Origin of the sequence: Falsiroseomonas stagni DSM 19981 (assembly GCF_900114315.1) — a bacterium.
Taxonomy (GTDB): Bacteria; Pseudomonadota; Alphaproteobacteria; order Acetobacterales; family Acetobacteraceae; genus Falsiroseomonas; species Falsiroseomonas stagni.
This window is the reverse complement of record NZ_FOSQ01000002.1, coordinates 63,200-89,301: the sequence shown is the minus strand read 5'-3', so window position 1 is coordinate 89,301 and position 26,102 is coordinate 63,200. Positions and strand designations below refer to the sequence as shown.

At 72.6% G+C, this 26,102-nt stretch carries 21 protein-coding genes; 15 read left to right on the top strand and 6 right to left on the bottom strand.

All coding sequences use genetic code 11. The features are described 5' to 3' along the window. The first annotated feature begins 12 nt into the window (after nt 1-12). The 4 genes from BM041_RS07225 (at nt 13) to BM041_RS07210 (ending at nt 6,734) form a co-directional block, all read left to right on the top strand. Nucleotides 13-798, top strand: coding sequence for an enoyl-CoA hydratase/isomerase family protein (locus tag BM041_RS07225; protein ID WP_092957842.1), 786 nt, complete (start codon nt 13-15; stop codon nt 796-798). Further along, nucleotides 795-2,828, top strand: a complete 2,034-nt coding sequence (locus tag BM041_RS07220; RefSeq protein ID WP_092957839.1) for an acetate--CoA ligase family protein — start codon at nt 795-797, stop codon at nt 2,826-2,828. The genes BM041_RS07225 and BM041_RS07220 overlap by 4 nt, the downstream gene beginning before the upstream one ends. Nucleotides 2,829-2,944: 116 nt before the next feature. Continuing rightward, on the top strand, nt 2,945-4,150 hold the full coding sequence (locus tag BM041_RS07215; RefSeq protein ID WP_092957836.1) for a TonB family protein: 1,206 nt from the start codon (nt 2,945-2,947) through the stop codon (nt 4,148-4,150). A 127-nt stretch (nt 4,151-4,277) separates the two neighbouring features. Next, entirely contained in the window at nt 4,278-6,734 is a 2,457-nt protein-coding gene (locus BM041_RS07210) for an ATP-binding protein (RefSeq protein ID WP_092957833.1), read from the top strand. A 29-nt stretch (nt 6,735-6,763) separates the two neighbouring features. On the opposite strand, the gene BM041_RS07205 is transcribed toward BM041_RS07210, so the two are convergent. From BM041_RS07205 to BM041_RS07195, 3 genes are all read right to left on the bottom strand, one after another. Beyond that, nucleotides 6,764-8,608 carry a bifunctional sugar phosphate isomerase/epimerase/4-hydroxyphenylpyruvate dioxygenase family protein gene (locus tag BM041_RS07205; protein WP_092958969.1) on the bottom strand — a complete coding sequence of 615 codons (1,845 nt, stop codon included), beginning with the start codon at nt 8,606-8,608 and terminating at the stop codon, nt 6,764-6,766. Between the two features lie 164 nt (nt 8,609-8,772). Beyond that, a complete protein-coding gene (locus BM041_RS07200; RefSeq protein WP_092957830.1) occupies nt 8,773-9,741 on the bottom strand; it encodes a Bug family tripartite tricarboxylate transporter substrate binding protein in 969 nt (322 codons plus the stop codon). Nucleotides 9,742-9,856: 115 nt separating this feature from the next. Continuing rightward, the gene (locus BM041_RS07195; RefSeq protein ID WP_092957827.1) at nt 9,857-10,846 is read right to left on the bottom strand and encodes a Bug family tripartite tricarboxylate transporter substrate binding protein; all 990 of its coding nucleotides are present in this window, start codon (nt 10,844-10,846) and stop codon (nt 9,857-9,859) included. A 136-nt stretch (nt 10,847-10,982) separates the two neighbouring features. Here BM041_RS07195 and BM041_RS07190 point away from each other — a divergent pair, with 136 nt between their 5' ends. From BM041_RS07190 to BM041_RS07185, 3 genes are all read left to right on the top strand, one after another. Continuing rightward, a complete protein-coding gene (locus BM041_RS07190) occupies nt 10,983-11,879 on the top strand; it encodes a shikimate dehydrogenase (RefSeq protein WP_092957824.1) in 897 nt (298 codons plus the stop codon). Nucleotides 11,880-12,225: 346 nt separating this feature from the next. Continuing rightward, the gene (locus BM041_RS30475) at nt 12,226-12,366 is read left to right on the top strand and encodes a hypothetical protein (RefSeq protein ID WP_175533797.1); all 141 of its coding nucleotides are present in this window, start codon (nt 12,226-12,228) and stop codon (nt 12,364-12,366) included. A gap of 4 nt (nt 12,367-12,370) precedes the next feature. Further along, a complete protein-coding gene (locus tag BM041_RS07185; RefSeq protein ID WP_092957821.1) occupies nt 12,371-12,535 on the top strand; it encodes a DUF3309 family protein in 165 nt (54 codons plus the stop codon). On the opposite strand, the gene BM041_RS07180 is transcribed toward BM041_RS07185, so the two are convergent. Continuing rightward, nucleotides 12,536-13,183, bottom strand: a complete 648-nt coding sequence (locus tag BM041_RS07180; protein ID WP_092957818.1) for a TetR/AcrR family transcriptional regulator — start codon at nt 13,181-13,183, stop codon at nt 12,536-12,538. A gap of 108 nt (nt 13,184-13,291) precedes the next feature. On the opposite strand from BM041_RS07180, the gene BM041_RS07175 reads away from it, so the two are divergent. From BM041_RS07175 to BM041_RS07140, 8 genes are all read left to right on the top strand, one after another. Then, the gene (locus BM041_RS07175) at nt 13,292-15,631 is read left to right on the top strand and encodes a xanthine dehydrogenase family protein molybdopterin-binding subunit (RefSeq protein WP_092957815.1); all 2,340 of its coding nucleotides are present in this window, start codon (nt 13,292-13,294) and stop codon (nt 15,629-15,631) included. Between the two features lie 102 nt (nt 15,632-15,733). Next, on the top strand, nt 15,734-16,030 hold the full coding sequence (locus BM041_RS07170; protein WP_217648652.1) for an acyl carrier protein: 297 nt from the start codon (nt 15,734-15,736) through the stop codon (nt 16,028-16,030). A gap of 25 nt (nt 16,031-16,055) precedes the next feature. After that, nucleotides 16,056-16,991 (top strand): amino acid--[acyl-carrier-protein] ligase, encoded by a 936-nt coding sequence (locus BM041_RS07165; RefSeq protein ID WP_092957812.1) that lies wholly within the window; start codon nt 16,056-16,058, stop codon nt 16,989-16,991. Then, entirely contained in the window at nt 16,988-18,727 is a 1,740-nt protein-coding gene (locus tag BM041_RS07160; protein WP_139225984.1) for a hypothetical protein, read from the top strand. Before BM041_RS07165 ends, BM041_RS07160 begins: the two co-directional genes overlap by 4 nt. 192 nt (nt 18,728-18,919) lie before the next feature. Next, the gene (locus BM041_RS07155) at nt 18,920-20,062 is read left to right on the top strand and encodes an acyltransferase family protein (RefSeq protein ID WP_217648651.1); all 1,143 of its coding nucleotides are present in this window, start codon (nt 18,920-18,922) and stop codon (nt 20,060-20,062) included. Continuing rightward, on the top strand, nt 20,059-20,724 hold the full coding sequence (locus BM041_RS07150; RefSeq protein WP_245761968.1) for a GNAT family N-acetyltransferase: 666 nt from the start codon (nt 20,059-20,061) through the stop codon (nt 20,722-20,724). Before BM041_RS07155 ends, BM041_RS07150 begins: the two co-directional genes overlap by 4 nt. A 49-nt stretch (nt 20,725-20,773) precedes the next feature. Next, nucleotides 20,774-21,739: a Bug family tripartite tricarboxylate transporter substrate binding protein gene (locus BM041_RS07145; RefSeq protein ID WP_175533796.1), complete on the top strand. Its 966-nt coding sequence runs from the start codon at nt 20,774-20,776 to the stop codon at nt 21,737-21,739. Between the two features lie 134 nt (nt 21,740-21,873). Next, nucleotides 21,874-24,147 carry a methyl-accepting chemotaxis protein gene (locus BM041_RS07140; RefSeq protein ID WP_245762008.1) on the top strand — a complete coding sequence of 758 codons (2,274 nt, stop codon included), beginning with the start codon at nt 21,874-21,876 and terminating at the stop codon, nt 24,145-24,147. On the opposite strand, the gene BM041_RS07135 is transcribed toward BM041_RS07140, so the two are convergent. Both BM041_RS07135 and BM041_RS07130 read right to left on the bottom strand, forming a co-directional pair. Then, complete coding sequence (locus tag BM041_RS07135) at nt 24,144-25,130, bottom strand: substrate-binding domain-containing protein (RefSeq protein WP_092957794.1); 987 nt, start codon at nt 25,128-25,130, stop codon at nt 24,144-24,146. The genes BM041_RS07140 and BM041_RS07135 overlap by 4 nt on opposite strands. After that, nucleotides 25,130-26,071, bottom strand: coding sequence for a tripartite tricarboxylate transporter substrate-binding protein (locus BM041_RS07130; RefSeq protein WP_217648650.1), 942 nt, complete (start codon nt 26,069-26,071; stop codon nt 25,130-25,132). The genes BM041_RS07135 and BM041_RS07130 overlap by 1 nt, the downstream gene beginning before the upstream one ends. Nucleotides 26,072-26,102 lie beyond the last annotated feature (31 nt).

Below are 26,102 nucleotides of genomic sequence, written 5' to 3'. Positions count from 1 at the left end.
GATCATCGCATCATGTCGGAACCCGCCATCCTGCTATCCGTCACCAACGGCATCGCGACGCTGACGCTCAACCGCCCGGCGGTGCGCAACGCCATCGACGATGCGATGCGCGGCGTGATGATCGAGGCGCTGGAGGAAGTGGCCGCCGATCCCGCCATCAAGGCGCTGGTGGTGACGGGCGCCGGCACCGCCTTCTGCGCCGGCGGCGATGTGCGCGGCATGAAGAACCGCCTGGCCGCGCCGGCGGAGGAGGTCGCGATCAATGGCTGGCGGCGCCAGGCGCGGACGCACAAATCGATCACGCTGCTGCACCTCATGCCGAAGCCCACCATCGCGGCGGTGAATGGCGCGGCGGCGGGGCTCGGCGCGGATGTCGCGCTGGCCTGCGACTTCATCATCGCTGGCGATTCCGCGCATTTCACCATGAGCTTCATCAACCGTGGCCTGATCCCGGATGGCGGCGGCATGTATTTCCTGCCGCGGCGCATCGGGCTGTCGAAGGCCAAGGATCTGGTGTTCAGCGGCCGCCGCGTGGCGGCGGAGGAGGCCCTGGCCATGGGCCTGGCCGATCGCGTGGCGCCCGATGCCGATCTGCTGGCGCAGGCGCAAGCCTGGGCGGAGCAGGTGGGGGCGGGATCCTCGGGCGCGCTGGCACTCGCCAAGGCCACGCTGGACCGCAGCCTGGAAAGCACCTTCGAACAGGTGCTGGCGATCGGCAGCCAGAGCCAGGCGATCTGCTACACCACGGCGGAACACCGCGCCTCCGTCACCGCCTTCCTCGAGAAGTCGAAGAAGTGAGCGGCCTCGATGCGCTGCTGCGGCCGAAAAGCGTCGCGGTGGTCGGTGCCTCCACCGACCTGACCAAGACGGGCGGGCGGCCGGTCGGCTACCTGGTGCGGCACGGCTTCGCTGGTGATGTCTGGCCGGTGAACCCGCGCGCGACGGAAATCGCGGGCCTACGCTGCTTCCCCGATGTGGCGTCACTCCCCGGCGCGCCGGATGTCGGCATCGTGCTGGTCGGGCCGGACCGGGCGGAGCAGGCACTGCGCGACCTCGCGGCCAAGGGCTGCAAGGCCGCCATCGTGCTGGCCGGCGGCTATGGCGAAACCGGCGAGGATGGCGCCGCGAAACAGGCAAGGCTGCGCGCGGCCTGCGGCACCATGCGGCTGCTCGGCCCCAACACCATCGGCCTGGTGAACCTGGCCGACCGCATCGTGCTGAGCGCCACGGGCGCCCTCGAATTCGAGGATCTGCCGGCGGGCGGGCTCTCCGTCGTCAGCCAGTCCGGCGGCATCCTCGGCGCGCTGCTGTCGCGGGGCGCCGCGGCGGGCATCGGCTTCGCGCGCCTGGTCGCCACGGGGAATGAAGGCGATATCGAGGCCGCGGAGGTGCTGGACCATCTGGTGGACGACCCCGCCACGCGCTGCATCGCGCTGTACCTGGAGGGCATCCGCAACCCCGCCGCCTTCCGCCGCGCCGCGCGACGGGCCGCGGCGGCGGGCAAGCCCGTCGTCGTCTTCAAGGTCGGGCGCAGCGAGGCGGGTGCGCTGGCCGCCATCTCCCACACCGGCGCCATGGCCGGCGCGGACCGGATGTATGACGCCTTCTTCGCCAGCCTCGGCGTGATCCGGGTGGAGCGCTTCGCCGACCTGCTGGAGGTCTCCGCCGCCCTGGCCGGTGATCGCCGCGCGGCGGGCTTCCGGGTGGCGGTGCTGACCTCCACCGGCGGCGCGGGCGCGCTGGTGGCGGATGCGACGGGCCTCGCGGGGGGCACGCTGCCGCCACTCGACCCGCCGACGGCCACGCGCATCGGCGCGCTGATCGGGGAAGCGGTGGCGGGCAATCCCGTGGACGTCACCCTGGCCGGCGTGCGGCCCGACCTGTTCCGCGGCGCCATCACGGCGCTGCTGGACAGCCCCTCCTACGACCAGCTTGTCGTCATCGTCGGCAGTTCGGCGCTGGCGCAGCCGACGCTGGTGGCGGATGCGATCCTGGAAGCGCGGGCGGGCAGCACGAAGCCGGTCATCGCCTATGTCAGCCCGCACGCGCCGCATATCGCGGCGGGGCTGAACAGCCGCGGCGTCCCGGCCTCCACGACGCCGGAGGGCATTGCCGCCATCCTCTCCGCCCTGGCGCGGCCCGCGCCGGCGCTGGCCCCGGAAGCGCCCGCCGAAACGCTGGACCTGCCCGCGGGCCCGATGGATGAGGCCGAGGCCAAGCGCCTTTTCGCCCGCTATGGCATCACCCCGGTGCGGGAAGCCGTGGCCCGCACGGCGGAGGCCGCGCAGGCCGCCGCCGCGGGGCTGGGCGACCGCCTGGTGGTGAAGATCCTGGCCCGCGACATCGCGCACAAATCGGATATCGGCGGCGTGGCGCTGCGCGTCGCCCCTGCCGATGTCGGCGCCACCGCCGCCACCCTGCTGGCCCGCATCCCGCAGGCCGAGGGCGTGCTGGTGCAGGAAATGGTCGCGGGCGGGGTGGAGATGATCCTCGGCCTGATCCGGGACCCGCATCTCGGCACCGCCGTGCTGCTGGGGGCGGGGGGGACGGCGGCGGAGATCTTCGGCGATACCGCGCTGCGGATGCTGCCGCTTTCGCCTGGCGAGGCGGCGGCGATGGTGCGCGGCCTGAAGGCCCACCGCCTGCTGGCTGGCTTCCGTGGCGCACCGCCGGCGGATGAGGCCGCGCTGGTGGACGCCGTGCTGGCCTTCGCCGGGATGGGGGAGGCGCTGGGGGACCGCCTGGTGGAGGCGGAGATCAACCCGCTCTTCGTCCTGCCGGCCGGGCAGGGGGTCCGGGCAGCGGATGGGGTGGCCATCCTGGCCTAGGGGTCGGGCCTGACCGCGGGGCCACATTTCGTCACGGCCGGTTTCCTCCCCTTCGCGGCCGGGATCGTCTATCCCGGTCGCGCCCCGTGTCAGAGAATCCCCGCCCTTCCTCCCCCTTGCCCCGGTTCGGCACCGCTCGCCCGGGGCCGGCGCGGCGCGAACCGCCGCCGCTGGCGGTGGCGGCGCATGCCGCCGCGGCCGCCCGCCCCGTGGCGGGTCGCCGCCCGCGTCGGGTGATCGCCTGGCTGCTGGGGTCCTTGGCGGCGCATGCGCTGGTGATGGCGCTGCTGCCGTGGATGGGGCAGCGGGAGCGCCAGGACCTCATCGGCGGCGCTCCCTCCATCGAGATCGTCTTCGAGGGCAACAGCCAGGCCGGGCCGGCCGAGGAACCGCCGCCGGCGCAGGAGGCACCGCCCGGCCCGCCGGCACCCGTGGTCGCCGAAACCGTGCCGGCGCCGCCGCAGGCCGCCGCGCCGCCTGCGCCCCAGCCGGCGCCGATTCCCGTGCCGCCGCCCGCCCTGTCGCCGCCGCCGGCCGCCCCCTTCCCGGAAGCCCGGGTGGTGGCGCCGCCCGTGCCCCGGCCGCCCGTGGTGGCGCCGTCCATGCCGCCGTCACTGCCCCCCTTGGCGGTGCCCCCTGCGCCACCGGCGCCGCCGGGCGTGGTCGCCCTGCTGCCGCCGCCACCCGCACCCCCGCCGGTGCCGGAGGCGCCACCGGCGGAGGTCGCGGAGACCCCCGCCTTGCCGACCGAGGCGGAGATCCTGCCCCCGGCCGCGCCGCTCCGCCTGCGTCCCCGCTTCGAGGCGCCGCCCGGGCCGGCGCCGCGCCCGGAGGCACCGCGGCAGCAGGCCGGCCCGGCCCTGCCGCCCGGCACCGTCTTCGTCCCCGGTGGCGTGCAACTCGGCGCCCCGGCGCGCAGCGCCCCGCCCGGCCGTCGCCAGGCGCAGGGGCTGGACCTCACGGTCGATCCGCGCCTCGCGGAGGGCGCCGCCAGCACGGACCCGAGCGTGCGCGTCATCGGCGCGCCGGTGGATTCGGGCTGGAGCGCGGCCTTCCGCGACTGGATGAACCGGAACCTGCGCTACCCCATGCGGGCGCTGGAACTGGGGGAATCCGGGACCGTGCGCGTGCGGGTGATCGCGGAGCCCAACGGCCAGGTCCGCAGCGTGCAGCTGACCGGCCCCTCGACTTCACCCTCCCTGAATTTCGGGACCACCTTCCCTTTCAGCGGGGCGACCCTGCCGGCCTTCCCGCCCCCCGCGGATCCGAACGGCGTCACCATCGACCTGACGGTGAACTACGTGCTCATCCGCCGGCAGTGATCCCGGAAAAGAATATTCCCGGAGGTCTCGCTTCCACCTGCCGGAATCGTTAAAACGTTGGTAATCACTTTTCCGCGATCACGCCTCCGTGTTCCCTGGCCTCTCGAAGTGGCGGTATTTCCGTCCCATGGTGATCGCCGGATCCGTCGCCCTTGTGGTGGGGGGTGCCGGCGCGGCGTGGCTGGTCGGGGAACGGTTTGTCCAGGTGCAGGAAGGCCTGCAGACCGGCGCCGGCTTCGAACGCGCGGAAGCCACGGCACGCGTGGCGGAGCAGCTGTTGCTCCGCAACCTCGACGACATGGCGACGCTGCGATTGCTGGCCCAGCAATGGGTGTTGCTGGACGATGTCGCCGAGACGGTCCTGCGCCAGCAGATGGAGACGACGCTCCGACATCTCGTGCGGGATCGTGGGGATCGCCGGACGCCCTTTCGCAGCGTGGTGATCCTCGGCCCGGACGGGCACCTGCAATGGTCCTCCATCCCGAATTCCATGCAGTTCCAGGCCAGCGACCGCGACTACTTCATCGCGCTGCGGGATGGCTTCCCGGGCACCTTCGTGACGGCACCGATCGCGGGGCGGGGCACCGGCGGAACCGTCATCCTGGCGGCGCAGCGGTTGCAGAATGCGGCAGGTGCTTTCGGCGGCGTCGTACTGGTGGGCCTGCGGCCGGAAGAACTCCGTCGCGCTTTGGCGCCCTTGGCGGAGCGGGACGGCGACGTGGTCGCCGTGATACGGCGGCAGGGCGATGCGCTGGTCCGGGCGCATACCGGTCCGCTGGCCGGCGGGGTGCCGATCGCGGGCCCGGTTCCTGCCGGCGGCAATCCCTGGACCAGGGAACTGGACGAAGTCGGGGAATACACGGCACGCGGCCGCAACCCCTTCACGCAGGCGGAGACATTCCGGGCCGGCCGCCTCGTGGCGGATACCAACCTGGCCGTCTTCGTCGCGGTCGATGCGCAGGCGGAACTCCGGGGCATACCGGCGCTGCGCAATTCGATCCGGCTTTCCGTGCTGGGCGGGCTGGCCGCCGGCCTGATCGCGGTGGCTGCCGGTGCGGCCGTGGCCCGCGCCAGCCGGCTGCGGCTGGAAGCGGCGGCGCTGCGGGAAGGGCGGGAGCAGGTCGAAAGGCTGCATGGCCGCCTGCCGGTGGCGTTGTTCCTGCGGGAATCGCTCGGGCCTGCCGGGCCGTCGCGGCTGCTCTATCGCAGTGGCGACATCGACCGGGTGACGGGCTGGTCCGATGGCCGTCTGGGCGGCCTGACGGACTGGCTGCCCTATGTGGCCAAGGACACGCCCTGGATCGACGACTGCGTCGCGGATGCGCTGGCCCGGGGCTCCATCGAATATGACTGGCGGCTTCGCCAGCCCGACGGCACCTACCGCCACATGCACACCGTGCTGGTCCGCGTCTCCGTCCACCCGAATGGCGGCGGAGAGGTGGTGGGCTACACCCGCGACGTCACCGCGGAGCATGAGGCATCGCGCCAGGCCGAGGCCGCGCGGATCGAACTCGACCAGACGCTGGCCGCGGCCCCCGTCGTGGTGTTCCGCGGCAGCACCGGCCGGGACGGGACCTTCCGCAAGACCTTCGTGAGCCCCGCGATCGAACGGCTGACGGGCTGGCCCCTTGATGTCGTCAACCAGCCCGGCGGGCTGCGCGGCATCATCGACAATGCGGACCGCCTCGCCAGCGACATCGCCACGCTGCTGGTCGAGGGCAGCGCCAGCGGCGACTACACGATGCGCTGCCGGGACGGCCGCCTGATCACCGTCGTCGTGACCATGACCGTGATGCACCGCGGGGCGGATGGCCAGACGGAGGTGGTGGGCTACATCGCCGATGTGACGGCGGAGCGGGAGGCCAAGGCCCGCGCCATCACCAGCGCGCGCCTCGCCTCCCTCGGCGAGATGTCGGCGGGCCTCGCGCATGAATTGAAGCAGCCGCTCCAGGCCATCACCCTGGCCGCGACCAACACGCAATCGGCCGTGGAGCGTGGCGATGCGCCAGGGGCGCGCCAGCGGCTGCAGCGCATCATCGGCTATGCGAAGCGCGCGGCCGAGGTGATCGACCATCTCCGCCGCTTCGCGCGCGGGCCGGAGGTGGGCATCGCGCCCGAGCCGGTGCCGGCGCGGGCCGCGATCGAGGGGGCGCAGTCGCTGGTCGCAAGCAGCCTGCGCGATTCGATGGTGGAACTGGTCGTCACGCTCGGCGATCCGCCGCCGGTGGTGCTGGGGCATCTCGTCGCGCTGGAACAGGTGCTGTCGAACCTCATCATGAATGCGCGGGACGCGGTGGTGCAGAACGCGGCGGGACCGCGGCGGATCGAGTTGAACGCCGTGGCGGACCCCGACGCCGGCCTGGTGCGCATCACCATCGCCGATACGGGCGGGGGGCTGCCGGAGGCGGTGCTGGCGCGGCTGTTCCAGCCCTTCGTGAGCACCAAGGGGCCGGACCGCGGCACCGGGCTCGGCCTGTCCATCTGCCACGGGCTGGTCACGGGCATGGGCGGCACGATCACCGCGGTGAATGAGGGCCCCGGCGCGGTGTTCCGCATCACCCTGCCGGCGGCGGCGGTGGGCTGACCATAGCTGCCGCGCTGCGGCGCGGCGGGTCAGCCCCGGCCGCGCTGCTGCGCCGCCATGCGCACCGCGGCGTTCACCGCGCCGAAGCCGGCATAGCCGCCCTCCCGCTCCGTGATCTCCAGGAAGAAGCGGTCATGGAAGGGGGCGGTATAGGCGTGCAGGAAGACGCCGCCGGTGCCGTCCTGGTCGAACAGCAAATGCCGTTCCCGAAGCCCCGCCAGCGCCGCATCCACCAGCCCGATGCGGGCGCCGAGGTCCTCGTAGTAGTTGTCGGGAATGTCGAGCAGCGGCGCGGCGCGGGTGGACGCCGCGTCCACCACCGCGGCGGCGTCCTTCGTGGCGAAGGCGATGTGGTGCACGCCGGCGCCGGCCAGCGCGGAGACGAAGCGCCCCGTGCCCGTGCGCGTGCTTTCGGAGACGTTGAGCGGCAGGCGCACGGACCCGTCCCCGCCGGTGAAGGCGCGGGATCGCACCAGGCCGTAGGGGTCCGGCAATTCCCAGGGCGCGTCGGCCGCCAGGCCGAAGACGGCGCGGTAGAACAGCACGAAGCTGTCGAGCATCCCCGGCGCGAGCGCCTGCGCCACATGGTCGATGCCGGTCAGGTCGCCCTTCGCCTCCCCGGCGTCGGGCAGCAGGTGAAAGTCGTCCTCCCAGATCGGTGTCGGGCTGGGGGATTGCACGAGGTAGATGAGGGTGCCGTCGGGCGCGCGCACGGCGGGGATGCGGCGCTCGCCCTCGCCGACGCGCTCGCGGAAGGTCGGGCAGCGCAGCGCCTCCGCGCGGGCCACCACGCGGGCGGGATCATCGACGCGGAAGGCCATGGCGCAGACGGTGGCGCCGAGCTGCGCGAAGCGTTCCGCCGCGGCGCTGTCGGGTTCCGCATTCAGCACGATGTTGGCGCCGCCATTGCGCCACAGCTCCACGGCCTTGGATTTATGCGTGCCCGCGCGCCGGAAGCCGAGCGCCGCGATGAAGGCGGCGAGTTCGGCGCGCGCCGTTTCATCCACCGCGAATTCCACGAACTCGATGCCGGCAAGCTTCGGCGGCGCGGGCAGGGCCGCGACCTTCGCCTGTTCGCCGAGCCAGACCAGGCTGCGCAGCCCGTCGCGGGCGATGCGGCGGGAGGGGGCGGCGCGGAATTCGTCGTTGAAGATCTCCAGCGAGACCGGCCCGGCATAGCCGGCATCGAGCGTGGCGCGCAGGAAGCCTGCGACATCCAGCTCCCCCTGGCCGGGGAAGGTGCGGTGGTGGCGGGACCAGGAAAGCGGGTCCATCGTCAGCCGCGGCGCATCGGCCAGTTGCAGGAAGAACAGTTTTTCGGGTGGCACCGCCTGCGACAGCCCGGCCAGGTCATCGCCGAGGCAAAGCGTGTGGAAGCTGTCGAGGATCAGGCCGAGCGCGGGGTGGTCGGCCTGCCGCACGATGCTCCAGGCCTGGCGCCAGCGGTTGGTGTGGCGGCCCCAGGCCAGGGCCTCGAACCCCACGCGCAGGCCGCGCTTCGCGGCACGCTCCGCCATCTCCCGCAAATCGGCGGCGGCGCGGGCGGGGTCGTCGATGCAGGCGGCCTGGGTGTTGGAGCAGACCAGGACGAGGTCCGTCCCCAGCGCCTGCATCGTGTCGAATTTCCGCTCCGCGCGGTCCATGTTCCGGGCGCGCGCGGGCTCGGGCATCGCCTCGAAGTCGCGGAAGGGCTGGAAGATGGTGATGGCCAGGCCGAGGTCGGCGGCCATGCGCCCGGCCTCGGCCGGGGATCCGTCGAAGGCGAGGAGATCCTGTTCGAAGATCTCCACCCCCTCGAACCCCGCGGCGGCGGCCGATTCCAGCTTGTCCGGGAGGGTGCCCGAAAGACAGACCGTGGCGATCGACCGCTGCATGCTTTCCCGTCCCTCAGCGCCTGTGAAAGAATCGAGCTTGAGCATTAATGCCCGTTGAAATCATTGGGATTTTTCCTCGGATTCCGGCGCTTTCGGGCATTAATTCACAAGCTCTCAGTCACCGGGACACGCATAGCGCATCCCGGCGGCTTCCGGGCGTCCCTTTACTGGAGCGTGATGTTGCGGCTGCGGATGATGCCGCGCCACTTCGCGTTCTCCGCCGCGAAATAGGCGGGCCATTCGGCGGGGGTGCCGACGACGGGGACCACGGCCAGCGCGGCCAGGCGTTCCCGCGTCTCCGGCGCTTCCAGCGCGGCCTTGGCCAGCGCGTTGGCGCGGTTGACGATCGCCTCCGGCAGGCCCGCCGGGGCCTGCAGCGCGATGTGCTCGTACACCTCGTACTCGGCGAAACCCTGTTCGCGGAAGGTCGGGATGTTCGGCGCCACCGGGCTGCGGTCGCGGGTCGAGATCGCCAGCGCCTTGAGCTCACCGGCCTGGATCAGCGGCAGCACGCCGGAGGCGGCCTGCACGATCATCGGCGTCTCGTTCGCCAGCACGCCCTGCACCGCCGGCGCACCGCCGCGATAGCCGACATCCGTGAGCTGGAGGCCGGCGGCCTGCAGGAACAGCTCCGTCGCCAGATGGGTGGAGGAGCCGACGCCGGAATTGGCGTAGGTGATGTTGGCGCCGGGCCGCTTCGCCGCGGCGACGAATTCGGCCAGCGTGTTCGCCGGGAAGTTCTTGTTGACGCAGAGGATCATCGGCATGGCGGCCATCAGGCCGATGCCGACGAAATCGCGTTCATTGTTGTAGGGCAGCTGCATCATGTGCGGCGCCATGGCGTAGGTGCTGACGGTGGAGACCAGCAGCGTGTAGCCATCCGGCCGTGCGCGGGCGACGGAGTTGAAGCCGATGGTGCCGTTGGCGCCGGTGCGGTTGTCCACCACGAAGCTGCGGCCGGTGTCGGAGGACAGCCGCGCGGCGAGGATGCGGGCCACCGCATCGGTCGACCCGCCGGCCGCCCAGGGCACCACCATCGTGACGGGCCGGCTGGGCCAGGCATCCTGCGCCGCGGCGCCGCGGGCGATGAAGGGCACGGCGGCAAGGCCGCCCAGCAGACGACGGGTGATCATGGCGGTGTCTCTTCCCCTTTGGGTGGTCTGGTTTTCGGCAGTCTGGTTTTCGGCAGTCTGGGGCCGGCCCCTTGCCGGGGCCGGCCGGCCGGCACGTTTTAGCGATGTTGCGGGATCATTCCAGGGTGATGCCGCGGCTGCGGATCACCTCGCCCCACTTGGCGCTTTCGGCCGCCAGGTATTCCGGGAACTGCTCCGGCGTGCCGTCCATCGGCACGATCGCCACCTGGCGCATCCGGTCGATCACCTCCGGATTGCGCAGCACCGCGGACTTGGCGGCGGCCAGCCTCGCGATGATGGCGGGCGGCGTGCCGGCGGGGGCGAGGAGGGACCAGTTCGTCGTCGCCTCGAACCCCGGGAAGCCGGATTCGGCGATGGTGGGGACGGTCGGCGCCAGGGAATTGCGTTCCAGGCTGCTGATGCCGATGGCGACGATCTGGCCCGCGGCCATCAGCGGCAGGGCGGTGACGCCATCGACGAAGGCGACCTGCACCTCATTCGTCACCAGCGCCTGCACCGCCGGCGCGCCGCCGCGATAGGTGACGTTCAGGATGTCGATCCCCGCCGCGCGCAGGAACAGCTCCGTCGCGAGATGGGCGGAGGAGCCGGCGCCGGAGGAGCCGTAGGAGAGCCTGCCCGGCTCCGCCTTCGCCCGCGCCACCAGGCCCGCGATGTCCGTCACGCCAAGCGCGCGGCTGACGCAGAGGAAGATGGGGGAGATGGCGACCCGGCCGATGCCGACAAAGGCCCGTTCGTCATCATAGCCGCGCTGCGGGAACAGGTGGCGGGACATGGCGTAGGTCGAATTCACGCCGAGCAGCAGCGTCGTGCCATCCGGCCGCGCGCGGGCAACGGAGGCATGGCCGATGGTGCCGGACGCGCCCGGCCGGTTGTCCACCACGACATTGCCGGGCAGTTCGCGGGACAGGCCCTGCGCCAGCAGGCGCGCGGTGAAGTCGGAGGACCCGCCCGGCGCCCAGGACACGACGAGGGTCACGGGACGCGTGCCGGGCCAGGCATCCTGGGCCAGCACGGGGCGCGCGGCGGCGGCGCCGATCAGGCCAAGCGAAGCGGCGCCGAAGCCGCGGCGGGTGAGGTTGGTCATTCCTGGTCTCCGTTCCTCCGGCCCGGGGCTTCGCGCAGGCAGCGCGGCCATCGGTTCCGTTGACGTGTATGTACTGGTTAGTCCATAAATCGCGCAAGCCCTTTCTGAAGGGGCCGCGATACGCGAGGATGCGCCCATGCCCGACAGCCTGCCGACCGCCCCCGCCCTCGCGCCCCTCCAGCAAAGGGGTCTGGTGCTCGGCCTGATCGGCGCGGGCATCCAGGCCAGCCGCACCCCGGCGCTGCACATGGCGGAAGCCGCGGCGCAGGGCTTTCCCTGCGTCTACCGGATCATCGACCTGGATCGCATCCCGGGCGGCGCCGCGACGCTGGCGGAGCTGCTGGTGGCGGCGGAACGCATGGGCTTCGCCGGGCTCAACATCACCTTCCCCTGCAAGCAGCAGGTCATCCCCCTGCTGGATGAGCTGTCGCCGGAGGCCGCGGCGCTGGGCGCCGTCAACACGGTGGTGCTGCGGGATGGCCGGCGCATCGGCCACAATACGGATTGCAGCGGCTTCGGGGAGAGTTTCCGCCGTGGCCTGCCGGGCGTGGCGCGTGGCCGTGTCGTGCAGCTGGGCGCGGGGGGCGCCGGTTCCGCCGTGGCGCAGGCGCTGCTGGATTCGGGCGTGCAGCGCCTGGCGGTGCATGACGTGGATGCGGCCCGCGCCGCCGACCTCGCGGCCTCCCTCGCCACCCGCTTCGGGGAGGGACGCGCGGTGCCGGTCGGCGACCTGGGGGCGGAGGTCGGGGCGGCGGATGGCCTGGTGAACTGCACGCCGGTCGGCATGGCGAAGCTGCCCGGCACGCCGCTGCCGCCCGCGATGCTGCATGGTGGGCTCTGGGTGGCGGAGATCGTCTATTTCCCGCTGGAGACGGCGCTGCTGGCCGCGGCGCGCGCCCTGGGCTGCCGCACGCTGGATGGCGGCGGGATGGCGGTGTTCCAGGCCGCGCATGCCTTCACCCATTTCTCCGGCCTGGTGCCGGATGCGGAGCGGATGCTGGCGGGATTCAGGGCGGCGCTGGCTGCCCCCTGATTATGCCAGCGGCCCGATGGAGTGACCTGCGGCCGGCGCAGCCGGCCGAGGCCGCGAATGCGGCCCGCCGCCAGTGCGTCCCGCCAACGGCGTGCCTTCGGCACGACGAGCCAAGCGCGCGGAGCGCGCGCCCGTCACGCCGCAGGCGTGCCTTCGGCAAGACGAGCCAAGCGCGCGGAGCGCGCGCCCGTCACGCCGCAGGCGTGCCTTCGGCACGACGCTTGAGGGCACGAAAAAGATACCAACGAGCCGCTGAAAGCGGCCGTTGGTTTTATTCCGGAACGATGGGAGCCCGGCGCACCCCTGGGGTGTTCATGGGGCGGACCCATCAACCGGAATACGCCGCATGCCCCGCCAGACTGTCATCCTTGTCGTCGCGCTGCTGGCCGCCATCGCCGGCGGAGTCGGCGTCTGGGCCTACAACCAGAACAACACCGTGCTCGACGTGAATGTCGGCGGCCAGCGCCTCAGCGTGCAGGCGCGCTGATCCCATGAGCGTCGGCACGATTCTCCTTATCCTGCTCATCATCCTGCTGCTCGGCGGCTTCAGCGGGCGCTTCGGCGGCTATGGCTACGGCTTCGGCCATGGCGGCGTCGGCGTGCTCGGCACCGTGCTGATCGTCATCATCGTGCTGATGGTGCTCGGGCGTATCTGATCAAGGCGCGAGGTAGCGCAGCACGGCGGTCACGATCATCTCCCGCTGCCGCGATGCGGTGGCGGGCTCCATCATGTCCCGCCCGAAGATCGCGCCCAGCGTGTGGCGGTTGGAGATGCGGTAGAAGCAGAAGCTGCTGATCAGCATGTGAAGGTCCATCGGGTCCACGCCCCGGCGGAAGGCGCCGCTCGCCTCCCCGCGCGCCAGCAGGCTGGACATCCGCCCGATGACCGCGGCGTTGCGGGTGCGGATGTCGGGGGACTGCTTCACGTTGCTGGCCTCGTGGATGTTCTCCACGCTGATCAGGCGGACGAATTCGGGATGCGCGGCGTGGTGGTCGAAGGTGACCTCCACCAGCCGGCGCATCGCCTCCGTGGGTGGCAGGCTGTCCAGCGCCAGCGCCGCTTCCGCGTCGCGCATGCCGCCATACATCTCCTCCAGCACCGCGGCGTAGAGCTGCTCCTTCCCCCCGAAATAGTAGTAGATCATGCGCTTGGAGGTCGCGGTGCGCGCCGCGATGTCGTCCACCCGGCCGCCGGCATAACCCTTGGCCGCGAATTCCACCCGCGCCGCATCCAGGATGGCGCGCCGCGTCGCTTCCGGCGCGCGGGTGCGGCGGGGGGCAGGGGTGGCGCTTGGCGTTTCCATGGTCTGGACTCTACGGTTCGTACACCCCGGCGCAAGCGTCCGCGTGACGCCGCCGACTGGACCATGCGCGGCGCCGGCGGTAGGCGAGGGGGAGCGAGGGGACGTCCGATGCAGCAGAACGCCAGCAACCCGAATGGAATCGGCCAGCCCATCCGGCGGTTCGAGGATGCGCGACTGCTGCGCGGCCAGGGCCGCTACACCGACGATCTGCGCGCGCCGGACGCCGCCCATGCCGTGTTCCTGCGATCGCCGCATGCCCATGCGAGGATCCTCGCCATCGACGTGACGCCGGCGCTGTCCCTGCCGGGCGTCATCGCCGTGCTGACCGGGGCGGATGCGGTGGCGGATGGCATCGGCACGCTGCCCTGCGCCGTGCCGCGCCAGCGCCCCGATGGCAGCCCCATGCCCCGCCCGCCCTATCGCCCGCTGGCCGTGGGCGCCGCCAAGCATGTCGGCGACCCCGTCGCGCTGATCGTCGCGGAGACGAAGCAGCAGGCGCGCGACGCCGCGGAAGCGGTGCTGGTGGAGTGGGAGGTGCTGCCCGCCGTCACCAGCGCCACCGCCGCGCTGGCCGAAGGCGCGCCCCTCATCTGGCCCGACCTCTGCCCCGACAATATCGGCTTCGGCTTCTCCCAGGGCGATGCGGCCGCGGTCGGTGCCGCCTTCGCGCGGGCCGCGCATCGGGTGGCACTGGATTTCCGCATCAGCCGCGTCTCCGCCAACCCGATGGAGCCCCGCGCCGCCATCGCGGAATGGGACGAGGCCGAGGGGCGCTGGACGCTGCGCAACGGCACCCAGGGCCCGCACAATCTGCGCGACACGCTGGCGCCGGTGCTGGGGGCAGGGTCTTCCGCGCTGCGGGTCGTGGCGAACGACATGGGCGGCGCCTTCGGCCTGCGCAGCCACCCCACGCAGGAACAGGCCGCGCTGCTCTGGGCCGCGCGGCGCCTCAACCGCCCGCTGCGCTGGGTGGCCGATCGCAGTGAGGCGCTGCAATCCGATGCCCATGCCCGGGACAATGACAGCACGGTGGAACTCGCGCTGGATGCGGAGGGGAATTTCCTCGCGCTCCGCATCCGCACCGTCGCCAATCTCGGCGCCTATCTCGCGCTGCTGACGCCGCATTCCTCCACCAACAATCTCGGCGGCCTGGCGGGCGTCTATCGCACGCCGGCCATTCATGCGGAGGTGCTGGGCGCCTTCACCAATACCCAGCCGACGGCGCCCTATCGCGGCGCGGGCCGGCCGGAGGCGACCTATGCGATCGAGCGCGTGATCGACATGGCGGCGCTGCACCTGGGCCAGGACCGTGCCGCGCTGCGCTGGAAGAACCTGATCCAGCCGACCGAATTGCCGTTCCGCACGGGCCTCGTCTTCACCTATGACAGTGGCGATTTCCCGCGCGGCATGACGATGGCGCTGGAAGCCGCCGATGTCGCGGGCTTCCCCGCCCGCCGCGCGGAAGCGGCATCGCGCGGCATGAAGCTCGGCCTCGGCATCGCCAATGCCATCGAGATCAGCGCCGGCCCCGCGAAGACGCCGGGCGAGGAGGGCGTCGAGATCCGCTTCGGCTCCGACGGCCATTGCACCTTGCTGCTGGGCGGCCACAGCCATGGCCAGGGGCATGAGACGGCCTTCCGGCAGATGGCGGCGACGATGCTGGGGCTCGATCCGCTGAAGGTCCGCGTGGCCTTCGGCGATACGGATGCGCTGCCGCATGGCCGCGGCACCTTCGGCAGCCGGTCCATCATCGCCGGCGGCACGGCGATGACCCTGGCCTCCCGGCGGATCATCGACCGCGGCCGCCACATCGCCGGGCTGATGCTGGAAGCCGCCGGCGCCGATATCGACTTCGCCGATGGCCGCTTCACCGTCGCCGGCACGGACCGCGCCGTGACCATCGAACAGGTGGCGCGCGCGGCGCATGTGCCGGGCGGGCTTCCCCAGGGGGAGGAGAAGGGCCTGCACGCCACCGCCATCGTGGCGCCGCAGGACGCGACCTTTCCGAATGGCTGCCACCTGTGCGAGGCGGAGGTCGATCCGGAGACCGGCGCCGTCGCCATCACGCGCTACACGGTCGTGGACGATGTCGGCACCGTCGTGAATCCTCTGCTGCTGAAGGGCCAGATCCAGGGCGGCGTCGCGCAGGGGCTCGGCCAGGCGCTGATGGAGGAGGCGGTCTTCGATGCGGAGACGGGGCAGCTCCTCGCCGCGTCCTTCATGGACTACGCCATGCCGCGCGCCGTGGACATGCCCTTCGTCGCCGTGCAGTCCAACCCGCAGCCGACGCCGATGAACCCGCTCGGCGCCAAGGGCGCCGGTGAGGCTGGGACGGTCGGCGCGCTGCCCGCCATCATCTCCGCCATCTGCGATGCGATCGGCGTCGCGCATCTCGACATGCCGGCGACGCCGGAACGGATCTGGCGCGCGCTGCAACAGGATCGCTGACAGAGTCACGGGTTTCGCGAAGGGCGTCATGGTTCCGGATGGCGGCCGAAAAAGCTGCGCTGTTGCATGGGCGACTTGATGCGGAGTTGAATTGCGGCCGGCGTGCCGCACGCGATTATCGTCGTCTTCCAGGAGATGGGGACGATGATGGAAGACCTGGTGCGGCGGATACTCGACACGCGCGGCGACCTGGCGGTGCCGGTCGCGCAGCTCGGCCTGGCGGCGAACCTCTTCGATGCCGGCCTCTCCTCCTTCGGCGCGGTGGAGGTGATGGTGGGGCTGGAGGAACATTTCGGTTCAAGTTTCCCTGATCGGTTGTTGCGGCGGGAAACCTTTTCCACCATCGGCGCGCTGATCGGTGCGGCGGAGGAACTGCACCGGCACTCCCTCGCCGCCTGACACCAGGCCGCCGAGAGGGAACAGCATGCAAAGCGCCACCGTCGCCATCGCCGCCACGCCGGCCGATGTCTTCCGGGACGAACTCATCCGCCACGGGCACCTGCTGCCGACGGGCGTCGACGGCCTCTACGGGCGCGGGGAGGCGTTCGAGCGCGTGATCGCCGCGGTGGACGCCATGGTCGGCCGCCTGGCCGGCGATGATCGGGTGGAGGTGCTGCGCTTCCCCCCCGCCATGTCCCGCGCGGGCTTCGAGGCCAGCGGCTATTTCCGCAATTTTCCCCAATTGACCGCTGGCATCTCCTGCTTCTGCGGCGATGATTCCGCGCATCGCCGCGCGCTGGCCTGCACGCCGGCGGAAGGCGGCTGGGCCAGCCACATGCAGCCCGCCGATGTGATGCTGACGCCGGCCTCCTGCTACCCCGTCTATCCCATCGTCGCCGCGCGCGGGCGGCTGCCGGTGGAAGGCTGGCTGGTGGACAGTTCCTCCTACTGCTTCCGGCGCGAGCCCTCGGTCGATCCCGTGCGGATGCAGATGTTCCGCCAGCGCGAACAGGTCTGCTTCGGCACGCCCGACCGCATCCGCGCATTCCAGTCGCGCTGGATGGACCGCGCCATGGCGATGTTCGCCGCGCTGCACCTGCCGGCCGCCACCGACATCGCCAACGACCCCTTCTTCGGCCGCGCCGCACCGCTGATGCGCGACGGCCAGCGCAGCCAGCGCCTGAAGTTCGAGATCCTGGTGCCGATCAGCGATCCCGATCGCCCCAATGCCTGCGGGTCCTTCAACTACCACGTCACCCACTTCGCGGAGGCCTATGGCATCCACGCCGCGGATGGGGAACTGGCGCATACGGGCTGCGCGGGTTTCGGGCTGGAACGCATCGTGCTGGCGCTGCTGCGGCATCACGGCATGGATCCCGCCCGCTGGCCGGGCCCGGTTCGCGCGGCGCTGTCGCCGTGAGGATCCCGGCACCCCCCCGCGCGGTGCCCGTCACCGTCGCGGGCTGCCATGGCTGGTTCCACCCCGCCGGCGGCCTGCCGCTCGGCGCCTCGGGCCAGCCGCTCGAACGCGGCATCGTCCTGGTGGGGCCGGAGGGTCATGAGGCGCTGCTCGCCCATCGCGGGCTGCGCGACCTGGCGATGCGCTGCGCCGCGCTCGGCCTGCCGACGCTGCGCATGGACCATCCCGGTGCCGGCGACAGCCCCGGGGATCGCTTCCGCCTGGAAGTGGCGCGGGGCGCCATCCTGGGCGCGATGGACTGGATGCGTGGGGAGGCAGGCTGCGCAGCGGTGGCGCTGGCCGGGCTGCGCCTCGGCGCGTTGCTGGCCGCCCAGGCTGCGGCGCGGCGGCCGGGGCAGGTTGCTGCCCTGCTGCTGCTGGCACCCGTCGCCCAGGGCCGCCTCCATCGCCGCCAGATGCTGCTGGCCGCGGCGGTCGGTGGTGGCCGGGACGACCGCGCGGAGGGGATCGAAGTCGCGGGCCATGCCTGGCCGGCGGAGGAACTGGACGATCTGGCCAGCGGTGACCTGGCCGCCGCGCTGTGCCGCGCCGCGGTGCCGCGCGTGCTGGTGATGGACCGGGAGGCCGGCGCCGCGCGCCGCGTCGCCCCGACCGTCGCCTTCGAGGGGTTCGAGGGGCTGGACCGTTTCCTCATCCCCGCGCATGAGGCGCGCCTGCCCGTGGCGGCCTTCGCCCGCGCCGGCGCCTGGCTGGCGGAGGGTGCCGGCCCTGCCCTGGCGACTCCGGTGGTGGCGGAGGCCGAGCCCCGCCCCGTGGGGGGCGGCGCCACCGAACGCGTGCTGCGCTTCGGCCCCGGCGGCAGCCTGACTGGCGTGTTGTGCAGCCCGGCGCCGGCGCTGGCGCGGCGCACCGCGGCGCTGCTGCTGAACACGGGCGGCAACAGCCATGTCGGCGTCGGGCGCTTCGGCGTGCGGTTGGCGCGGCGCCTGGCGGCGGCGGGCGTTCCCTCGCTGCGCATGGACCTGCCGGGTCTTGGCGACAGCGACGCGGCGGAGGGCGCCGACCCCGCCATGCCGCCCGATCCCTTCGGGGAGGGGCTGCTGCCGGCGGCGCGGGCGGGGCGGGATGCGCTGGCGGCGGAGGGTGCGTCGCGCTGCCTCGCCATCGGGCTCTGTTCCGGCGCGCATGTGGCGCTGCGGCTTGCGCTGCAGGACCTGCGGATCGATGGGCTGGCGCTGTTCAACCTGCCGGCCTTCGACCGCAGCCAGGGCGGCGCCCCCGCGCTGGATGGCGGGCCCCCGCCCGGGGAGGCGCCCTGGCTGCGCCGCCCGCGCATGGCGTGGCGCCGGCTGAAGGCGGAGGCCGATCGTGGCCTCGCCGCCATCGGGATCGAGACCGGGCTGGATGCGCCCGCCGGCTGGATGCGGCGGCTCGCGGCGCGGCGGGTGCACCTGTTGCTCGGCTACAGCCGGGGCGACCGGGGGCTGCGGGAGCTGCGCGCGCATTTCGGCCGCCGCGGGCGCCGGCTCGCGGCTTTCCCGCTGGTGCGCTGCCGGGTGCTGGACGGCACGGAACACACCCTGGCGCCGCTGGCCATGCAGGCGGAGGCCGCCGCGCTGGTGGAGGAGATGGCGCTGCGGCTGGACAGCGCCGCGGCGCCGGTCGGCGCCGGCACCCCGCACCGCGACCGCAGCGCGGCGGGCAGCCTGTCCGACCTCGCGCTGCCCGCGCGCTGACCGACGGGGCAGGAGAGGACGCATGATACCAACGGCACGATGGAATGACCTGCGGCCGGCACAGCCGGCCGAGGCCGCGAATGCGGCCCGCCGCAAGTGCGGCGAGCCCAGCGGCCGGAGGCCGCGCCCGGCGCTTGAGGGCGATAAGCGGATACCAACGAGCCGCTGCAAGCGGCCGTTGGTATGAGTGCCGTGCTCTCCGCACCGCATGCCCGCGCGCGGCCGCTCGATGCCGCCGCATCGCTGCCGCGCGCGATCGAATTCGCGCGCGTCGCGCTCGTCATCGGGCTGGTGTTCCTGCACTACTTCAACCTGCCCGGTGACCACCGCCCGCCCTTCCAGGGCATCGATCCCGATGGCCCGCGCATCGCCACCTTCGTCAACGGCTTCCTGACCTTCTTCTTCTTCAGCGCGGTGCCGCTGCTCAGTGCCGTCTCCGGCTGGCTGTTCTTCGGCGGCGGGGATGGCGCGGGACAGGCGATCGGGCGGAAGATGCGCGGCCGGGCGCGGTCCCTGCTGCTGCCGCTGCTGCTGTGGAACCTGGCGACGCTGGCGCTGGCGATCCTGGTGCAGCGCCTGGCGCCCACCATCGGCTTCGCGCAGCAGTTCAACCTGCAATCCGCCACGGCCGGCGCCTGGGACTACGCCAATGCGGTGCTCGGCATCACCGACGTGCCGATCGCCTTCCAGTTCTGGTTCGTGCGGGACCTCTTCGTCACGGTGCTCTGCGCGCCGATCCTCTGGCTGGTGCTGCGGCACGCGCCGGTCGCGGGCGCCGTCGTGCTGGCGGCGGTCTGGGCGGCGGGTTTCACGCTCGGCCTCTTCATCCGCACGGATGTGCTGTTCTTCTTCTATCTTGGCGCGCTGGCGCGGCGGCGCGACTGGGACCTGAACATCACTGCCGGGGCCACGCTGTCCCTGCTGCTGGCCTATTCCGCGCTGGTCGCGCTGCGCACGCTGGCGCCGCTGGTGCTGGACATGGCGGATCCCGGGACTCTCGCCTGGCTCGATGTCGTCACGCGGCTGATGCGCCCGCTGGGTGTCGCGGCCTGCTGGGGCGCCTGCCTGCACCTGGCCGCAACCAGTCGGGGCGGCGCGCTGGCGCGCTGGGGCGGCTTCGCCTTCTTCCTGCACGCCGCGCACTATCCCGCCATCGCCCTGGTGAAGGAGATCCTGTCCCGGGTCATGCCCGCGAGCGGCGAGGGCTGGCTGCTGGCGCATTACGGCGCCTCCGTCGCGATCACCATCGCCATCACCGCGGCGGCGGCGGTGGTGCTGTTCCGCCTCTCCCCCGCTTTATACGGCGTGCTGGCCGGCGGGCGGCGCCTGGCATGATGCCGCAGGTCGCGCCCGCCACCCGCCCCGACGCCGCCCGGCATCGTGGCCGCTGGGCCCTGCTGGAACCGCTGGAGGCCGGCCATGCCGCCGACCTCTGGCCGCGGGCGCAGGCGGCGCCGGAGAGCTTCACCTTCCTCCCCATCGGGCCCTTCGCCAGCGAGGCCGCCTTCCGCGGCTATCTCCGCCTGGCGGCGGCGAGCCGGGAGGAACTGCTCTGGGCCGTCAGGCCGCTGGGCATGGATGGCGCGCCGGGGCCGGCCGCGGGGTGGATCGGGCTGCTCGACATCCGGCCCGCCCATGCGGCGGTGGAACTCGGCAATCTCTGGTTCCCGCCGGGGCTGGCGCGGACGCGGGCGGCGACGGAGGCCTGCTTCCTGCTGCTGGACCATGTGCTGGGCGACCTCGGCTACCAGCGCGCGGGGTGGAAGTGCCATGCGCTGCACCCGGCCTCCGGCCGTGCGGCGGAACGCCTGGGCTTCCGGCATGAGGGCAGGCTGCGCGCCCACATGATCGCGCGCGGGCGGCGGCGGGACACGGATTGGTACGGGCTGCTGGCGGAGGAATGGCCGGCCCGGCGCGCAGCCATCGCCGCCTGGCTCGACCCCGCCAATTTCGATGCGGCGGGGCAGGAGAGGCGGAAGCTGGCGCGGGCGGGTTGAGCGGCGCGGCGGTCGCGGCGACACTGCCGGAAAGACCGGAGGAAACGCCATGCCCAAGCTCACCCGCCGCGCGGCGCTGGCCGCGCCGCTGCTGCTCGCCTGGCCGGCCCGCGCGCAAGGCTGGCCGACGCGGCCGATCCGCCTGATCGTCCCCTTCGCGCCCGGCGGCACCACGGATGTGATGGCGCGGCTGGTGGCGGAGCGGCTGGGCGGGCTGCTCGGCCAGGCGGTGGTGGTGGAGAACCGCGCCGGCGCGGGCGCCACCATCGGCTCGGCCGCGGCGGCGCAGGCGCAGCCGGACGGGCATGTGCTGGTGATGTCCAACAGCACCTCCCACGGCGTCTCCCCCGCGCTCTATGCCAACATCCCCTATGACGCGATGCGCGATTTCGTTCACGTGGCGCTGGTGGCGACCAGCCCCTCGGTGCTCGTGGTGAACCCGGGCAATCGGGCGCGGGATTTGGCGCAGTTCATCGCCCTGGCGCGGGAGGCCGGCGAGATCGACTTCGCCGTGGCGGGGATCGGCACGTCGAGCCACCTGGCCGGCATCCGGCTGGGTGCGGCGCTGGGCGTGAAGGTCAATGCCGTGCCCTATCGCGGCGCGGGGCCGGCGCTGACGGACACCATCGCGGGCGTCGTCCCCGCCATGCTGGACAGCCTGCCGAGTGCCGGGCCGCATATCCGCAGCGGGTCGCTGCGCGGCATGGCCGTCAGCAGCGCCACGCGATCCGCCCGCTTCCCGGACCTGCCGACGCTGCGGGAGGGTGGGGTGGATGTCGTCAGCGCCGCCTGGTTCGGCCTGTCCGGCCCCGCCGGCCTGCCGCCCGCCATCGTGGCGCGGCTGGCGGAGGCGGTGCGCGCCGCGCTGTCGGACCCCGCCACCATCGCGCGGTTCGAGGAATTGCTGGGCGCGCCACCGCCGGAGAGCACGCCGTCCGACTTCACCCGCTTCGTGCAGGCCGAACTCGCCTCCTTCGCGCCGATCGTGCGCGCGGCGGGGCTGACGCCGGGCTGAGGATCGGCGCCGCATGCGGCGACCTGCCGAGCGTCGCGATGATGCGGGCCGAGGATTGCAACCGTTTTCATTCCAGTCACTTGATTGCGGCAGGGTTGAAGGGATCAGCCCGGAGGTCCCTTGCCTTGAGCCTTGTGTCCCGATTCAGCGGCCTGCGGGGCAGGCTGACCGCCCTCGCCGTTGTGCCGGCGCTGGTGGCCGTGCTGCTCATCGCGGCCAGCAGCTATTCCGCGCTGCTCGCCGTGAAGCAGGACCGGCAGCAGGCGGAACTGGCCGCCGCCAGCCAGCGGCTGTCCTCGGCGCTGGCGGACATCAGCCGGCAGATGCATGGCTATGCCGGCAGCCTCGCCTCCCGCCCCACTGTCGTCCAGGCCCTTGCGCTGGGCGATGCGCCGGCCGCGCAGCGGCTGATGGCGGAGACCTTCGCCGCCATCCGCGCCGCCGATCCGACGGTGGAGGTGATCGAGGCGACGGATGCGCGGGGCCGCGTGCTGGCGCGGGGACACCGGCCGGAGCGCTTCGGCGATGACAAATCCGGCGTGCCGGACGTGGCGATGGCGCTGGCCGGGCGGCCGGGCCTTGGCAATGTCATGTCCCCGGCCAGCAACGAACTCGCCATCGGCGCCACCCTGCCGGTGATGCAGGAGGGCCGGGTGGTCGGCACGGTGAAGGCCGGCACGCGGCTGAGCGCTTCCACCGCCACGATGCTCGGTGAGCTGGCGGGGGGCGAGGCGCTGCTCTTCGTCAATGGCGTGCTGCTCGGCTCCACCGTCCCCGGCCTCACGGTGCAGTCGCTGCCGCCCGCCTTGCTGGCGGCGGCGCGCGAAGGCGGGTCCAGCGTGCCGCTGCTGGTGCAGCTTGGCGACAAGGGCACGCATACCGCGCTGGTCGTCGCCGTGAAGGACTTCCAGGGCCGCCCCGCCGGCGCCGCGGTGCTGGCCGTGCCGGATCTGCCCTGGGCGATGGCGCGCACGGCGGCGATGCTGCGCATGCTGGCGGTGGCCGCCGTGGTCCTGGCGGTGACGGTGCTGGCCGGCCTGCTGATCGCGGCGCGGATCGCGCGCCCCATGGTCGGCATGGCCGTCGCCATGGGCGACATCGCGCAGGAACGCGAGAACGTCGCCATCCCCGGCGCAGGGCGGCGCGATGAGATCGGCCGCATGGCCGGTGCCCTGGCGAAGCTGGCCGAAGCGGCGTCCGAGAAGCGGCGCCTGGAGGCACAGGCGGCGGAGGAACGCGCCATCCAGCTGCGGCGCGCCGCGGCGATGGAACGCCACACCGCCGATTTCGGCCGGTCCATCGGCGGCGTGCTGGGATCGCTGGGGGAGGCCGCTTCCGCGATGCGGGAAACCGCGGGCGGCATGGCCGCCAGCGCGCAGCAGACGGAAGCGGAAGCCGCGCGCACCGCCCAGGCGGCGGACAGCGCGGCCGGGGACCTCGGCACCGTGGCCGCCGCGGCGGAGGAACTGGCGTCCTCGGTCTCCGAGATCAGCCGCCAGGTGGCGACCGCCGCCATGGTGGCGCGGGAGACGGTGGACCAGGCGACCGCGACCGATCAGCGGATGCAGGCCCTGACGGTGACGGCGGACCGCATCGGCGGCATCGTGCGCCTGATCTCCGACGTCGCCGGACGCACCAACCTGCTGGCGCTGAACGCGACCATCGAGGCCGCCCGCGCCGGCGAGGCCGGCAAGGGCTTCGCCGTGGTGGCCGGGGAGGTGAAGCAGCTCGCGACCCAGACCGCCAAGGCAACGGAGGAGATCGCTGCCCAGATCACCGCCATGGAAAGCGCCACCCGCGGCGCGGCGGACGCCATGCAGGGCGTCGTCGCCTCCATCCGCCGGATGGACGAGGTGGCCGCGACCATCGCCGCCGCGGTGGAGGAGCAGGGCGTGGCGACGCAGGAGATCAACCAGCGCGTCCAGTCCGTCTCCTCCAGCACGCCGGTGGTCACCGGGGCGATGGAGGAATTGTCCTCGATCGCAAGGAATTCCGGCACCGACAGCCGCGCCGTGCTGGGCGCGGCGGAAGGGCTGGCGGCGCAGACGGTGACGCTGCGGCAGGAGGTGGATGGCTTCCTCGCCGCCATCCGCGGCGATACCGGGGAGCGCCGGCGCTTCGAGCGCCTCCCCGCGCAGGGCAGCCGCGTGGGCCTGGTCCTGCCCGGCCGGGCGGAGCAGGCGGTGGAGCTGGTGGATGTGTCGGCGGGCGGTGCCGCGCTGCGCTGCGCGGTGGATCTGGCGCCGGGGACGGAAGTCTCCGTCACGCTGGCGCCGGGCCAGAAGCCCGAAGCCGCGCGCGTCGTGCGGGCGGAAGGGGGCGTGCTGGCGCTGGTGTTCCGCACCGCGCCGAGCATGGCGGCGGAGCCGCTGCTGGACCGTCTGCGGGGCGCGAAGCGCGCAGCCTAGCTCCCCGCCGTCTCCGGGTGGAACATCTCCTCCACCCCGAGCAGGCGGCGGGACAGGTGCTGGGCATGCGACCAGCGGGCGATGGCCTCCAGCTCCGCCCGGTTGGCGTGGAGGCCATAGGTCCAGGGATCGGCGCCGAGCAGCGCCTTCGTCGCCGCCCATTCTTCCGCCAGGAAGGGCAGCATCAGGCTGAGCGAGGAATGGCGGAGATCGGCCTCCATCTCGGCAAGGCCGAGGCGGCGGGCCTCCTCGAAGGCCTGGTAGAGCCGGCCGGCGAGGCCCGGGTGCTTCTCCGCGATGTCACGCCGCAGGCCCATCACATGCATGATCGGGTGGAAGCCGGTGCGGCGGTGATACGCCATGGCCGCCGCGCGCGGATCGGGGAACAGGCGCGTGACGCGCGGATCGCCCGCCGCGAAGGCGAGCGGTTCGGTGGGGGAGAGGATGGCATCGATCTCGCCGTCCAGCAGCGCCTGGTTGAGCGTGGCGCCATCGGGCAGCGGGCGCACATCCATGCCCGGCGGCAGTTCCAGCGGCAGCCGTTCGCGGCGCCCGGCCTGGTTGGTGCCGGCGGTGCGCCAGGCGATGCCGTTGACGTCCACGCCATGATCATCGGCCAGGATGCCGCGCAGCCAGAGGCCGAGCGTCATCTGGTACTCGGGGATGCCGATCCGCCTGCCCTCCAGCCCCTTCGCATCGGTGATGCCGGCATCGGCGCGCAGGTAGATGCAGCCATGGCGAAAGGCGCGGGAGACGAAGGCGGGGATGGCGACATACTCGCCCTGGCCGCGGGAAACCTGGATGAGCTGGGAGGAGAGCGACAGCTCCGTCACGTCGAATTCCGCGCGGGTGAAGGCGCGGGGGAAGCTCTGTTCCGAATGGATGGGCACGGGCACCAGGCGGATGCCGGGCAGCGCCACGCGCCCGTCGAACAGCGGCCGCACGCGGTCATAGGGCGCGCAGGCGACGGTCAGGGTCAGCATCAGCCAGGACGCGCCACGCGGCGGCCGATCTCCTGCGCGATGCGGGCCTGGTCGGCCACGAAGGTGGCGAACTGGGCGGGCGGCATGGCGATGCCCTCCAGCCCCAGATTGTCGAATTGCTGCATCACCTCCGGGTCCCGCACTGCACTCGCCACCGCGGCGTGGATGCGGTTGACCAAGGCGGGGGCGGCGTTGGCGGGCAGCCAGAGGCCGAACCAGTTCACCACATCGAAGCCCGCCAGCCCCTGTTCCTGCAGCGTCGGCGTGTCCGGCATGCCCTTCCAGCGCCGCGCGCCGGTCAGCGCGATGGCGCGCAGCCGCCCGGCCTGCACATGCTGCAGCGCGATCTGCGTGCCGACGAAGAACATGTCGATCCGGCCCGCCAGCAGGTCCGTCGTCGCCTCCGCCACGCCGCGATAGGGGACGGAGAGGATGTCCGTGCCCGTCATCGTCTTCATGAGTTCGGCGGGGATGTGGCTGGCGGTGCCGTTGCCGGCATTGGCGTAGGTCAGCGCCCCGGGCCGTGCCTTGGCCAGCGCCACCAGCTCCGCCAAATTGGTGGCGGGGACGGAGGGATGCACCACCAGCGCCTGGCCGAAATTCTGCGCGGCCAGCGTCACATGGGTGAAGTCCCGCACCGGGTCGTAGTTCACATTGTCATTGAAGGGCGGGATGTTGGTGTGGCTGGCCGTGGTGAAGAGCCAGGTCTGCCCATCCGCCGGCTGCCGCGCGACATAGCCGGTGCCGACCAGCCCGGCGCCGCCGGCGCGGTTGTCGGTGACCAGCGTCTGCCCCAGCGCCACCGACATCTTCGGCAGGATCGCGCGCAGGATCAGGTCCGGCGGCCCGCCGGGCGGGGAGGGCACCACCACGCGCACCGGGCCGCGCGCTTCCTGCGCGCGGGCGGTGCCGGCGGCGGCCAGCCCGGCGGTGGCCAGCATCAAGGACCTGCGTCCGATCATCATTCTTCCC

Excerpts from the sequence above, each read along its gene's own strand:
- BM041_RS07225 (WP_092957842.1), top strand. The coding sequence starts at position 13 with ATGTCGGAACCCGCCATCCTGCTATCCGTCACCAACGGCATCGCGACG.
- BM041_RS07210 (WP_092957833.1), top strand. The coding sequence starts at position 4,278 with ATGGTGATCGCCGGATCCGTCGCCCTTGTGGTGGGGGGTGCCGGCGCG.
- BM041_RS07205 (WP_092958969.1), bottom strand. The coding sequence starts at position 8,608 with ATGCAGCGGTCGATCGCCACGGTCTGTCTTTCGGGCACCCTCCCGGAC.
- BM041_RS07200 (WP_092957830.1), bottom strand. The coding sequence starts at position 9,741 with ATGATCACCCGTCGTCTGCTGGGCGGCCTTGCCGCCGTGCCCTTCATC.
- BM041_RS07195 (WP_092957827.1), bottom strand. The coding sequence starts at position 10,846 with ATGACCAACCTCACCCGCCGCGGCTTCGGCGCCGCTTCGCTTGGCCTG.
- BM041_RS07190 (WP_092957824.1), top strand. The coding sequence starts at position 10,983 with ATGCCCGACAGCCTGCCGACCGCCCCCGCCCTCGCGCCCCTCCAGCAA.
- BM041_RS30475 (WP_175533797.1), top strand. The coding sequence starts at position 12,226 with ATGCCCCGCCAGACTGTCATCCTTGTCGTCGCGCTGCTGGCCGCCATC.
- BM041_RS07185 (WP_092957821.1), top strand. The coding sequence starts at position 12,371 with ATGAGCGTCGGCACGATTCTCCTTATCCTGCTCATCATCCTGCTGCTC.
- BM041_RS07180 (WP_092957818.1), bottom strand. The coding sequence starts at position 13,183 with ATGGAAACGCCAAGCGCCACCCCTGCCCCCCGCCGCACCCGCGCGCCG.
- BM041_RS07175 (WP_092957815.1), top strand. The coding sequence starts at position 13,292 with ATGCAGCAGAACGCCAGCAACCCGAATGGAATCGGCCAGCCCATCCGG.
- BM041_RS07165 (WP_092957812.1), top strand. The coding sequence starts at position 16,056 with ATGCAAAGCGCCACCGTCGCCATCGCCGCCACGCCGGCCGATGTCTTC.
- BM041_RS07150 (WP_245761968.1), top strand. The coding sequence starts at position 20,059 with ATGATGCCGCAGGTCGCGCCCGCCACCCGCCCCGACGCCGCCCGGCAT.
- BM041_RS07145 (WP_175533796.1), top strand. The coding sequence starts at position 20,774 with ATGCCCAAGCTCACCCGCCGCGCGGCGCTGGCCGCGCCGCTGCTGCTC.
- BM041_RS07135 (WP_092957794.1), bottom strand. The coding sequence starts at position 25,130 with ATGCTGACCCTGACCGTCGCCTGCGCGCCCTATGACCGCGTGCGGCCG.
- BM041_RS07130 (WP_217648650.1), bottom strand. The coding sequence starts at position 26,071 with ATGCTGGCCACCGCCGGGCTGGCCGCCGCCGGCACCGCCCGCGCGCAG.